The organism is Paenibacillus sp. FSL H8-0280, from assembly GCF_045040665.1.
Taxonomy (GTDB): domain Bacteria; phylum Bacillota; class Bacilli; order Paenibacillales; family Paenibacillaceae; genus Paenibacillus; species Paenibacillus xylanexedens_A.
The window spans coordinates 2,318,591-2,331,827 of the sequence record NZ_CP150296.1 but is presented as its reverse complement, the minus strand read 5'-3'; the positions used below and the strand labels follow the sequence as shown (position 1 = coordinate 2,331,827).

Annotated in this window: 9 protein-coding genes; all 9 read right to left on the bottom strand. The window is 45.6% G+C overall.

The genetic code is table 11. The annotated features are described in order from the left end of the window. Nucleotides 1-2: 2 nt before the first annotated feature. Nucleotides 3-1,442, bottom strand: a complete 1,440-nt coding sequence (locus MHI12_RS10515) for an NAD-dependent malic enzyme (RefSeq protein ID WP_339300573.1) — start codon at nt 1,440-1,442, stop codon at nt 3-5. Between the two features lie 211 nt (nt 1,443-1,653). Beyond that, on the bottom strand, nt 1,654-3,726 hold the full coding sequence (locus MHI12_RS10510) for a beta-galactosidase (RefSeq protein WP_338593722.1): 2,073 nt from the start codon (nt 3,724-3,726) through the stop codon (nt 1,654-1,656). A gap of 89 nt (nt 3,727-3,815) precedes the next feature. Further along, entirely contained in the window at nt 3,816-4,901 is a 1,086-nt protein-coding gene (locus MHI12_RS10505) for an arabinogalactan endo-1,4-beta-galactosidase (RefSeq protein WP_341006845.1), read from the bottom strand. 32 nt (nt 4,902-4,933) lie between these two features. Beyond that, nucleotides 4,934-5,812 (bottom strand): carbohydrate ABC transporter permease, encoded by an 879-nt coding sequence (locus MHI12_RS10500; RefSeq protein WP_091032085.1) that lies wholly within the window; start codon nt 5,810-5,812, stop codon nt 4,934-4,936. A gap of 29 nt (nt 5,813-5,841) precedes the next feature. After that, the gene (locus MHI12_RS10495; RefSeq protein WP_074094500.1) at nt 5,842-6,732 is read right to left on the bottom strand and encodes a sugar ABC transporter permease; all 891 of its coding nucleotides are present in this window, start codon (nt 6,730-6,732) and stop codon (nt 5,842-5,844) included. Nucleotides 6,733-6,922: 190 nt separating this feature from the next. Next, nucleotides 6,923-8,614: a sugar ABC transporter gene (locus MHI12_RS10490; protein ID WP_405172327.1), complete on the bottom strand. Its 1,692-nt coding sequence runs from the start codon at nt 8,612-8,614 to the stop codon at nt 6,923-6,925. 123 nt (nt 8,615-8,737) lie between these two features. After that, nucleotides 8,738-10,366 (bottom strand): response regulator, encoded by a 1,629-nt coding sequence (locus tag MHI12_RS10485; RefSeq protein WP_405172326.1) that lies wholly within the window; start codon nt 10,364-10,366, stop codon nt 8,738-8,740. Between the two features lie 73 nt (nt 10,367-10,439). Continuing rightward, entirely contained in the window at nt 10,440-12,194 is a 1,755-nt protein-coding gene (locus MHI12_RS10480) for a sensor histidine kinase (RefSeq protein WP_405172325.1), read from the bottom strand. 300 nt (nt 12,195-12,494) lie between these two features. Beyond that, the gene (locus MHI12_RS10475) at nt 12,495-13,193 is read right to left on the bottom strand and encodes a hypothetical protein (RefSeq protein ID WP_341006841.1); all 699 of its coding nucleotides are present in this window, start codon (nt 13,191-13,193) and stop codon (nt 12,495-12,497) included. Nucleotides 13,194-13,237: the final 44 nt, after the last annotated feature.

The following is a 13,237-nucleotide window of genomic DNA, read 5'->3' as shown; positions in this document are numbered from 1 at the left end:
TCTTACGATTCCCCGCCTTCACGGGCCTGTTCACGCGGAATACGTCGTGCCACACCCGTTTTAACAGCTGCTTCAATCACGCGACTGCGCATCGATTTGACCACTTTATCATTGAACACACTCGGAATAATGTAATAACGTGTACGCTCTTCATCCGTTATGGCCGAAGCAATCGCTTGAGCGGCTGCCAGCTTCATTTCTTCATTAATTTCGGTGGCTCGGCAATCCAGAACTGCCCTGAAGATGCCTGGGAAACATAAAACGTTGTTGATCTGATTCGGATAATCGGATCGTCCTGTTGCCATTACCGCTACAATATCTTCCACCAAGGCAGGCATAATCTCAGGTACCGGGTTTGCCATTGCAAACACGATTGGATCTTCTGCCATGGTTTGAACATCTTCGCGAGTTAACAGATTCCCGCGGGACAGGCCAATGAACACATCGGCTCCACGAATGACATCACGCAGTGAGCCAGTCTCCAGTTCGGGATTAGTACGAGCTGCATAATCACTCCAGACTTCATTCTCATAGGTTTGTGTCCGTACAATCGCACCCTCACGATCGACACCTATAAGCCGGCTGGCTCCCGCGGACAATAATATATTGCTGCATGCTACACCTGCTGCACCGATGCCACAGACCACAATCTTCACATCTTCAATGGACTTGCCCACCAGTTTGAGCGCATTGATCAGACCAGCATATAATACAACCGCTGTGCCATGCTGGTCATCATGAAATACAGGAATGTCCAATTCCTCATTCAGACGACGCTCAATTTCGAAACAACGCGGTGACGAGATATCCTCCAGATTAATGCCGCCAAAACCAGGTGATATCGCTTTCACAGTACGTATGATTTCCTCGGTATCCTGTGTGTCCAGGCAGATTGGGAAAGCATCCACACCTGCAAACTGTTTGAATAACATCGCTTTACCTTCCATGACAGGCATCGCTGCACGAGGCCCAATATTACCAAGCCCAAGCACTGCACTGCCATCAGATACGACGGCCACTGTATTCCGTTTAATTGTCAATGAGAAGGCTTTGCCGGGTTCTTCTGAAATGGCTGAACATACACGAGCCACATCCGGAGTGTACACACGTGACAGATCTTCCCGGTTTTGAATCGGGGTCTTTGGTGTTACTTCGATCTTACCGCCCAGATGAAGCAGGAACGTCCGATCCGATACATTAATAATGGACACACCTTTAAGCTGGCGTACCCCTTCTATAATTTTACTGTTATCTTGTGCATCTGTAACTGCGACCGTCAAGTCGCGCACGCTTACATCCTGATTGGTGGAAATCACGTCGATGGCAATGATGTCTCCCCCAGCTTCCGAGATGGCCGAAGCCACTTCGCCAAACTTGATATCCTTAGTTGTCATTTCCAGTCGAATAATAATGCTGTTACCATCCAGATTCCTTTGATTCATTTCCATTCCTCCCAGACTGAAAGTCTTGAGTTACATGTTACGTGTTTGTCTTCGCTACGCGGACACGTTTATCCTTTATCTTGTCCAGAAAAAGTGGTTCAACAGCCCAAATGCATAAAATAAAAAAGATGCCCTGAACACCAATGCAGGCGTTCAGGGCACTCTCTTCTAATTACTAACTTCATTTATTTAGTAACATATAGAACCTATATTATTTTCGAGCAGCCGGTCTGCGCAGAACACAAATGTCATATGGCTTCAAGCTGAGACTTGCTTCCACAGCATCACCACTGAGCAGATCGGTATAGGACTGTCCATCTAGTTCAACCAGCTTCTCATCTGGCGTGTAGTTCTGTACAAACACATAATCTGCTGTACCATCTGTACGTGTATGTGCCGTTGTTCCGGCAGGCAACTCGGTTTCAAGTCCACGCTCAATGTTCAGGTCAGCGATTAGTTTCGCATAGAAATCATCATAGAATGGTGCTTTCAGACGTGTCGCTACATAATATGCTTTCCCTGAACCCAACTGGTTAACCGTCAATGCAGGGCGTCCGGCATAGAAGTCAGAACGGTACGTAGCCAGGGACTTCGCGCCTTCCAGATGAATCAGATCACACAGTTCAATTGCATCATACGCTGTATTGAGCTGAAGCTCATTGCCCTTCTCCGGAATGATTCCGTTCAGATCACGATCATGCAATCCGTCAATTTCCTCGGACCAGATGCCAAGTGTCTTACGCAGCGGGCCTGGGAATCCACCCAGGAAACACAGATCGTTTTCGTTAACAATACCAGACCAGTAAGTTGCTACAAACGTACCACCTTGTTCTACAAACTTCTCAATACGTTCCCCGACACCTTCACGTACCAGATAGAGCATTGGCGCAATCAGCAACTTATACTTGGACAGATCTGCATCCATATCAATAACGTCTACAGCGACTCCCTTTTTCCAAAACGCTTCGTAATGCTCTTCCACGGTCTGCTCATACTTCACACCGATATTACGCGGACCCTGGGAATCATTAACGGCCCAGCGGTTTTCCCAATCAAAAATGATTGCAACTTCTGCCGGAACCGCTGTTCCTACAATAGCTTCCATGCCTTCAAGAGCCGTTCCTACGTCGGTGACATCTTGGAACACTCGAGTGTGTTCCGTTCCTACGTGGTCTACCACCGCACCATGAAGTTTCTCACTGGACCCCCGGCTTTTTCTCCACTGGAAGTACTGAACACTATCGGAACCGTGTGCCACAGCCTGAAGAGAAGAGAGCAGATGCATGCCAGGTTTTTTCAGCTTGCTGACATCTTGCCAATTCGTCGAACTTGGAGTACTCTCCATCAGCAAGAACGGCTGACCGCCTTTGATGGAACGAACGATATCATGCATCATGGCGATCCGGGATGCCTGTTTCGCGTCGTCATCTGCATCATGCCAAGTCGGATAACTGTCCCAAGAGAGGAAATCCAGAATATCAGCGAACTTCCAATAGTTCAGACCGCCATAGAATTCCATCAGGTTTGTTGTGACTGGCAGATCGGGATTCTTAGCTTTCAACGGTTTTGTTTCATGCACGATAAAATCAGCTGTCTGATCCGTAACGAAACGGCGCCAGTCCAGATTCATCGCGTGTACCTGTGTCTCACCGTGTGGAGCCGGAGATTCCACTTGACTCCAGTCTGTAACCGTATGGCTCCAGAATGTCGTCCACCACGAATGATTCAATTCATCGAGTGTTTTATACTTCTTCTGAACCCAACCACGGAACGCTTCCTGACAATAATCACAATGACAGTCTCCGCCGAACTCGTTCGAGATATGCCAGCCGATTACAGCCGGATGATCCGAATAACGTTCTGCCAGTTTTGTGTTGATCGCAGTAACCTTCTCACGGTATACCGGGGAAGTATAACAATGGTTGTGACGGAAACCATGCAGATTGCGGACACGCTTCTCGGATACGCGGAGCACTTCCGGGTACTTCGCGGACATCCAGGCAGGTCTGGCACCACTTGGTGTAGCGAGGAATGCATAGATGCCGTTTGCTGCAAAACGATCCAACACCTGATCCAGCCATTCAAACGTGTATACGCCCTCTTCCGGCTCAAGGGATACCCATGAGAAGATACCGATGGACATCACGTTACACTTGGCAAGCTTCATCAAGCGAATATCTTCTTCCAGAACTTCAGGATAGCGGAGCCATTGTTCCGGGTTATAGTCTGCACCATGCAACATGTGCGGGGCTTTGGAACTTACAGGTGGAAATTTGTATGTCATAAGGACAACTCCCTTGCATTAATTAATTACTGTTTTTTAGTTTATATACGATAACAACGACTTTACAGAACGATACGTATTACGCTAGATTACACGTATGTCACGACATCTGATTCTTCAACAGTAGCAAGTGCTGTAAACGATTCCAACTTGCGACCTTTAAAATCAAACATGGTGAGGTTGCCCCAGTTATTCGGATGACCGACGGACCATTCTTCTTTACTTGGTATCCAGGCAGGTTCCCAATAATAGAATCCGTGCCCCAAACCACCAGGAACTTCGCGAATAATCTGCAATAGATCCTTCAGATATTTGGTCTGTCCCTCTACACTTGCAGGGTATCCTGGTAACAACATATCTTCCTGATTCAAAATCCATTCAATGCCTTCCGGCTGCTCCAGCGTCCATGGATAAGCGGTTTCAACTACATTGATCGGTTTGCCATAACGCTCAGCCAGATCATGAAGATTGTCACGTAACGCGTCGAGTGTGCCATGCCACCAAGGGTAATACGAGAGACCAATGACATCAAACTCAACACCCAGTGCTTCAAAGCGATCGTAAAACTTGCGGCTCTCGGCGTTATCTCCACCGCGATCAATATGTATCATAATCTGAATATCCGCGTCAACGGATTTGACCGCAGCAATTCCGTACTTCACAAGGCCTGCAAAACGCTCCCACTGTTCATCCGTATCATGCTCTTCTCCACCAACACGTCCCTCACTCCATAACATGCCTGGTGTAATCTCGTTGCCCACCTGCACCATGTCCGGAAGCGCATCGTGTTCCTTCAAGGTTCTCAGAACGTCAGCCGTATACATGCATACCGCACGTTGAAGCTCTTCATAGGACAGATGCTCCCATGCTTTCGGCTTCCACTGATTGGCTGGATCAGCCCAGCGATCAGAATAATGGAAATCAAGCAAAAATTTCAAGCCCTGTTCCTTGATCCGTTTGGCTATCTCCACCGTCCGCTCCAGATTGCAGAATCCACCAACAGGATCATTCCAGATTCGAAGTCGTATCGCGTTAGCGTCATTAATCTTCAGGATGGACAGCAAGTCTTGTTCCTTGCCATCCACATCACTATAACTCCCGCCATGCTGTTCGATTTCATCCATAAAGGACACATCCATTCCCAGAATGAATGTCTTTTCCGTCAAGTTGCTCACTGTATCAACCTCCATTAATTTGGGGTACAGGCTCAGCCTTTAACTGAGCCCAATGTCATACCTTTAACAAAGAAACGTTGCAGGAAAGGATACACAATCAAGATCGGTGCACTTCCGATGAAGATCTGAGCTGCCCTTACCGTGGTTTGAGAGAGAGCTTCCATTTCTTTTGGATTCATGCTCATGCTACTCATATCACGTCCAATAATGACCGTTTGCATAAATGTAGCAAGTGGGTAATCCTTGGCGTTATTCATGTAGAGCAATCCATCAAACCAGGAATTCCAGTGGAACACCATACTGAACAATGCAATTGTTGCAATGGACGGCATCGAGATGGGAAGGAAGATACTGAACAATGTTCTGAAATGGTTAGCTCCATCCATCAGTGCCGCTTCCTCCAGCTCTTTTGGAATACCGCGGAAGAAGTTCAGCATCAGAATGACAAGGAATGTGTTAACTGCCCCAGGGAGTACCAGTACCCAGAAGGAATCCATCAACCCGATCTTCTGGATAACCATGTAGAATGGCACCAGTCCCCCGTTGAAAATCATACTGAACACAAAAATCCAGGAGTAGATCGTTCTGCCTTTGAATTCACTATTTTCTTTGGACAACGGATACGCCGCCAGGAACGTAATCAGCAAGGTAATAGCTGTACCGATTACCGTACGTAGAAGTGAGATCCAGAGCGAGTTCAAGAAAATTGGATTGTTCATCGTTTTTTTGTAAGCCTCAAGTGAAAATCCTACGGGCCAGAGATTGACCAGATTGGCGTCGGCAGCTGCCTTTGTACTAAAGGATACAGCCAGTACATGAACCATCGGTATGATACACATAATGGCGATCAAAATCAGAAAGCAGGTATTGACTATATTAAACACGCGATAAGGCAATGATTTATGATACATCGTGGTCCCTTCTTTCTCTGTTCATTCGTTTAGAATATCCGATATCCAGCGTATTTTTTGGCTAAGCTGTACGATACAAGAATCAAGATCATACTAATGACCGATTTGAATAATCCGATCGCGGTTGCAAAGCCCATCTCACCATTCTGCATTGCGGAACGATAGACGAATGTATCAATGATGTCACCCGTTTGATATACGAGCGGGTTATACAAGTTAAATATCTGGTCAAATCCGGCATTCAGTACGTTACCAAGTGCCAGTGTTCCTACAACCATCAGCATCGGCACAAGCGAAGGAATTGTAATGTGCAGTGTCTGTTTCCAGCGTCCTGCTCCGTCAATTTCCGCTGCTTCGTACAAAGCTGGATTAATTCCGGCAAGGGCAGCAAGAAAGACAATCATGTTATAGCCAAATTCTTTCCACACATCTGTCAGAATGACCGTAGATCGGAACCAACTGTTGTCTCCCAGGAAGAAATATGGCCCGAGTCCAAAGGTTCCCAGAACCCGGTTAACCAAGCCGCCTGTTGACAACAGATCTATCAAAATCCCGCCCAGAATGACCCAGGACAAGAAGTGAGGTAAATAGACAAGTGTTTGAATCGTTCGCTGTATAGCCATCTTGCGAACCTCATTCAAAAGAATGGCAAAAACAAATGGAACAAATAAATTAAAAATCAGTTTAAGTACAGCAATAATCAATGTGTTCCAGATAACCTGTAAGCTGTCTTCACGTTCAAACAAATATCTAAAGTTGTCCAGCCCAACCCATTCAGAACCGCTAATCCCAAGCCATGGCTTGTAGTTCTGGAATGCCATAATAATCCCGCCCATAGGCACATAACTGAAGATAATCAGAAAGATAATGGCTGGCAACAGCATAACGTGGAATGGCCAAGTGCGTTTCAAAGTTCTCATGATTGCTCCCCCTGTATTTCTTCCTACTCAAGTACTCCCTGAGTGGCTTATAATGCGATTATATCAACCTTTTACGGGGTCCAAACAGCACATAAAAGCAATATAAATGGCACAAATTCAACCACTTTGCCTCAGCTTGAATAAACACAAAAAAGCGCTCAGACGTTAGTCGTCTGAGCGCTACTTAAAACTATTTTTTCACACTGTCATACCAATCATTGACCTCTTGGGTGATTTGGTCACCGCCGCCCGATTTCCACGTTTGTACAAAGGTATCAAACGCATCAGCCGGATTTTTGCCATAGATAATTTCGTTAAATGCCTGATTCTCAATTTTGTTCAGATAGTCCAACTTGGATTTCATCGTCTGTGTTGTCGGACCTGTGAACATGTTCTTGAAGGAAATTTCTTCTTGGCTCAACAACACTTTCGCTGCTGCTGGAGTTTCTTTACCGTAATTGACAGCAACATCTTTTTCAAGCTTCGTTTCAGGCTCTTTGCCGTCCGCTAAGTTCAGAAGTGCTTTCATCTGGGCATCTGGAATACGAGCACCGTCGCGAACAAGCAAATAACGTACAACGTTCACGTATCCGCCTTCGATTTGGTCAATCGGCATTTGTTTTCCATTTGCATCCAATTGATAGTCATAGCCTGCAAACAGACCGTTATCATAAGGGCTACCTGGTGCCGGGTCTGCATAATTGTCAAACAGGTAGTTCTGGTACGTAAAGAATGCTTCTGGGTGTGCCATATCTTTTTTGATCAATGTAACACCATTAACGAACTGTGTTCCGTGACGCATCGCTTTGCCTTCAGGACCGGTAGGAATTTCAATCGGTTTCCATACCGCACTCGGTACATTTTTCACTGTATCAAGAAGTGGCCACCCACTCATCCAGTAAGGTCCTGGAATAATGCCGGCAGTTCCTGCAACTGCTGGCTCTGCTGTTTTGTTCTCATCCCATAGAGCTGCTTCCTGCGGGATATATCCTTTTTTGAGCCATTCGCTCAATTTGGTCAGACCTTGCTTCATGCCTGGATTAATGGAGCCATACTCGAGCTTGCCATCTGAAGCCAGATTCCATTGTTGAGGTAAGGTGCCATATGCACCAAAGATCCAGGATACATCTCCCATCCATGTGTTCATGGATGTTTTGAAACCAACGCTGAGCGGAGTGACTTTATCAGGAGCCAAGCCGTCCGGGTTATTGTTTTTGAATGCTTCCATAACGGTTTCCAACTCATCGATTGTTTTTGGTGCTTTCAGATTCAGCTTGTCCAGCCAATCCTGGCGAATCCAGAGCAAGTAATCATTGTTGTATGCGTAGTCCAGAACAGGGATACCCATTCTTTTGCCATCACGACTATATTGGTTCCAAACGTTAGGATCTTGCTCCATCGCTTTTTTCCATGTGTCTGAAGCATATTTGTCGAACAGTGGACCGACTTCTTCGTACATGCCAGAGTCGATCAAGTCTTGAGCAACGAGATTGTCCGCACTACCAATCGTCACGATATCTGGCATTTCCTGTCCAGAGGACATAGCCAGACGAAGTTTAGTTGCAAACGCACTGTTTGTGTCTGTTACTGACCAGAGCGCGCTGACATTAATCCCGAATTTTTCCTTGGCCCACTTGGTTGCCACGTTATTTTCCATGGATTCGCCATTTTTAAACTTCAGCTCAGGATCGATTCCCCATGCTGTTGTAATGGTTACTTCCGGATCATACTTTTCTTTGTATTCGTTTTGGGTTCCAGATGTACTTGGTGTTGCACTATCTCCGCCCCCACTGCCGCCTGAACATCCTGCAAGAACGACAGTCAGACTCAGCGTTGTAGCGAGAAGCGTCAAGAATCTCTTTTTCGTTGATTGCGCTCTCATGTTGTTCCCCCTTAAATCGTTTTGGTTACCCTTTCATTATAGGCTGACCAGGCCTTTGAGCCTATGATACGAAATCAAGATTTCTGCACCTTTGCCAACCTATATTCTGGAATGTTGTTGTAATTATGCCTGATCCCGAAATTCATTTGGTGTCATACCATAATGTTTTTTGAACATTTTGCTGAAATATTGCGGATTTTGATAGCCAAGTTCACTCGTAATCTCGTATATTTTTTTGTTGCTATTCTTAAGCAGATACAGAGCACGCTCCATGCGCATACGAATCATGTAGTCCCCAAGACCTTCCCCTGTCTCTGCCTTGTAAATTTTCGATAGATATACGGGGTGTAAATATACCTTGTCCGCAATCATCTTCACTGACAGATCCTGTCCTGTATCTCTTGTAACCAACTCCTGAACCTGCTTGATCACATGTCTGCGGCTCTGCACACCTTCCTGATCGGACAACTCTTCCTGAAGCTTCGCCAGCATCTCGGTTGCCCAGCGCCGCAGCTTCTCGGGGGATTGAATCAACTGATGAGCAAGGAGCAGATCGAATCCCGCATGGTCAATCTCATGCACCAGATGCCCCTGTTTATGGGCGATATACATAAATGCATTGGTTACCGACAGATACATCTCATACACGTGTTCTCTGGACAATCGCACCTGTTCTGCCTCGTCAAAAACCGTGTTCAGCTTACGCGCCGCCGCTTCCCATTGCTTGGTCTCAAGCAATTGTGGAAGTACAGGTGGTTTGTACAGCTCTTCGAGCGCCTGCGTTGCATCATTCTCCGGTCTTTTGCCGAGTGCCTGATCCATGTCCATATATATAATCTTGTGTTCTTCTGGTCCTGAAAGGACAAGCGAACCCAAACTTTTTCGATAAGCTACTGTCAATTCATTAAAGGGAAATGACGGTGTAACTACCATGGACAGGTCTCCCTGCAAATATCGAATGACATGTTCACGGAAAGTTTCAGCTGGGATTCTCAACGTCTCCAAGTCCATCTGTGGAGCTTCGATCTGATCTTGATTCTGCAAGAACATAACCAGACACTCATGGGGTCCGCGACCAAACCACACGTTAAATTGCTCTCCGAGTACTTCCTCTGCAATATTACCTACCGCAAAATCCATCAGATCCAGAGACTGCTGGTCCATTGATGAGAAACGTCCTGTAAGGCGAATCAGCATCATCACAGCCGATTGTTCCGGGTCAATATGAATCTCATATTGTTGCAGTTGTTCCCGAAGTGCCCGCACCGTGATCTCACGCCCCAACAGCAGATCATGCATGAGATTTTCCCGTAAAATTTTATAGTCAGACTTCCGACTGTATAAAAGCCGATGATATTTATCGAATTCATCCCACTCATCACGAAGAGACGTGATGGCTGCCGACACCGATCCCATAAACTCATCATCGTTTACGGGTTTCAGGATATAATCCGCTGCCTGCAATTGAATGGCTTTTTTAGCATAATCAAAATCACTGTGACCCGTTAGTAAAATACAGCGAATATGAGACCAGCGCTTGCTTACCTCTGCAATGAGATCCAGTCCGGACATGCCAGGCATGCGAATATCGGTAACTACGATGTCTACTGCATTTTCCTCCATAATCTCCAACGCTTCCTTACCGGATGCGGCACGCAGCACGGTCGTTACTCCAAGCTCTCCCCAGGGGATCGTAAGTTCCAGACTTTCTGTTACGTATGTCTCATCATCTACCAGTAATATATCAATCAAGTGATTCACTCCCTATTTCGTTCATTCTGCAAATGGATTCCATCGTTCATCATGCGCTACACATTCCAAGTGCTTATCCTTCATTCTCCAGAAGAAACTCCCGCTCAGCAGGCCATGACAGTGTAACCCGTAATCCACCAAGTTCCGATTCCGTTATATCAAGCCCTGCCTGCTCCCCATATCGAAGCTGGAGTCTCTGATTCACATTCCACAGGCCACAGCCCATCTCCTGATCCATAGTTCCCCTGAGCTTATTCAGAAGCGCCTCACGTGCCTCCTGTGTCATGCCTTGTCCATCATCTTCAACCACAAGAACCATGACACCGCCCTGTTTTTCCCCGGATACTCTTATTTCTCCGGCTTCCGCGTCCGCTTCGATACCGTGAATCACCGCATTCTCCACTAGTGGTTGCACGATGAGTGGCGGTACCTCCTGTCTTAACATCTCATCAGACAGATCAATTTTGTAATGAATGCGGTCCATACGCATCCGTTGGATCTCCAGATAACAGCTGACAAATTCAATCTCTTCTGTCAACGGTACCACGTCCCGCTCCTGCCTTGTTGTATACCGATAATATCGCGATAGGTTATGCGACATCGCTACAACAGCGTCCATACGCTTGAGTTTCGCCATACTCGTAATGAAGGAGAAACAATTATAGAAAAAGTGCGGGTTAATCTGCGATTGCAGCTGCTTCAACCGGGCTTCACGCACATGAATCTGTTCCAGGTAAACGTGTTCAAATAACTGCTGGATCTGCTCCACCATCAAGTTGAAACGTTCGGACAGGAAACTGAATTCATTGCGGCCCTTTGGCTTAATCCTCACGGAATAATCCTCCTGCTTCAACCGCTGAAACCCACGAATGAGTTGTTTCACTGGTACCTGCACCTGAACATAGAACAAATACGCCACACCAAAACTCATTAACAACAAACAAATCATGGAAGAATAAAACAGCATATTGGATTGATGAATGGGCTTCAGAATATCTGACAGGGGCATGTAGTCCACCAAATACCAGCCTGTTGTACTGGATTTCACAGTGTTGACCATGTAAGGCTCGTTCCCGATCACCACTGTACGATTATCAACGTCCTGAATTTTATGGATGGACAGTTCTTCCATCAACTGATTCGTTAATGAACGATCTGAAGTCCGGTTGTAGATAACCCCCGACTCTTCTCGGAAATAGAAGGGATCATGCCTGCCATCGTCCTTGAATTTGTCGAGCATATCCCGAATGTTATCACTATCAAATTCCAGTTTAATAATCGTTTCCGCATTATTAGCCGGGTCTTTAATACCGTATGGAGATACCGTAATCCAGCTAAACATGAACCGATCATCGTCCCCATCCTGAATTTTGCGTACATCCCAGCCGGAACTGATATTCTGCCTTAGCGCTTGTTTATCGTAAGAACGTGCGTCCCTTTCGGAAACCACCCTGCCCAGCGAAGGAGAGTACAGATATAACTTTGTGGCCCAATTGGATGAGCTTTCCTGAATACTTAGCTTATTCTGAATACGTTTGACCAGGTTGATCGCATCCAGATCAAAGTAGTTACTGTCCGCATAGATTCGCTTGAAGCTGGCAATATCAGGATCATGTATGAGCAGATTCGGCCATGAGGATAACAGTTCGATGTGTGTGTTCACTTGATTTTGGAAAAATTCAAGCTGGTTACTATTCGATCGATTCAACTCATCTCTGAGAACAGCTGTTGTTTTGTGATTGGAGTACCAGTACAAAAGCACTACAGGAATCAGCATAATCAGAATAAGAATGACCATTTTGGAAAACAGGTTTGTCCGATATGACATCTTTTCATCTCACCTTGTCTTAATTTGTCGTGACATTAATTGTAATGATGTAAGCGGTAAAGACAAACTATTTTTTTTGAGACAAACCGATTCATTATCTAGCGTAAGCGTTACCAATTCAAGGGGGAAGGAGATAAAACCAATATTTCTGCACTAAATGCAACTTCCACGCACAAAAAGAGCCAGCGATTAGCCAGCTCTCTATCTAATTTCAGTATATATCTTTAATCGTTCTATTCAACTCAAACTTTATTCCACTTTTGTTTATGTAATTATTCTTTTTTTCTATGAAAATATCAACTATGGAATATCATAATCAAATACCGTATTCGCTCCATCCACGCCTACATCCAGCACAATATCCATAAGTTTCCCATTGACGAACAGAGGGGACTCCGCTTTCCCGTAAAACTCCAACTTACCTGTAAACGTTCCTCGGCGTTCAATCTCAACATGTACGGGCCTTAATTGGACAGACTGCAAGGCTTCCAATAGTGGATCGTCCTTAAACTTATAACTGCGTGCGAGATCAGGCAATAACACGGCGGATACGGAATCTCTGCCGTAATTTTTGAGTGTCAGGTCACAGGTTGCTCGGGTCTCACCCGTTTTCAGCACATTAAAGGTACAAGAGCTTGCATTCTGTACATAGGATACCGCATTAATGCCTGAAGCTCCCCACTTGGCTACATACATGAATTTATCCGTCATGTACGAATAACTGAGAACGATAGCGATAACTACGATCCATAACCCTTTTGCAAGACCGGGGAATGATTTCCCAATCTCTTTGCGAGTAAGGTAGAATCCACACGCGAATATCCCCAATCCGAGGAAAAGTGTGATATGAACTCCACTCAAGTAAGATGTAGTATACGGTGATATACCTATTGCTGACAGCATGGTATCTCCAACAGAAAAACCAAGATGATGGTTAAATGTAAAGATGATAGCAAATAGCAATAAAGCCCCTGAGAACACAAGTCTGGTTCTCGACACACGAACACCCCCTAATCAACCACCTTATTATATCATATTTTTCC

Bases quoted from the DNA above. Each gene is read 5' to 3' on its own strand.
- MHI12_RS10480 (WP_405172325.1), bottom strand. From the start codon at position 12,194: ATGTCATATCGGACAAACCTGTTTTCCAAAATGGTCATTCTTATTCTG.
- MHI12_RS10500 (WP_091032085.1), bottom strand. From the start codon at position 5,812: ATGTATCATAAATCATTGCCTTATCGCGTGTTTAATATAGTCAATACC.
- MHI12_RS10510 (WP_338593722.1), bottom strand. From the start codon at position 3,726: ATGACATACAAATTTCCACCTGTAAGTTCCAAAGCCCCGCACATGTTG.
- MHI12_RS10490 (WP_405172327.1), bottom strand. From the start codon at position 8,614: ATGAGAGCGCAATCAACGAAAAAGAGATTCTTGACGCTTCTCGCTACA.
- MHI12_RS10515 (WP_339300573.1), bottom strand. From the start codon at position 1,442: ATGAATCAAAGGAATCTGGATGGTAACAGCATTATTATTCGACTGGAA.
- MHI12_RS10495 (WP_074094500.1), bottom strand. From the start codon at position 6,732: ATGAGAACTTTGAAACGCACTTGGCCATTCCACGTTATGCTGTTGCCA.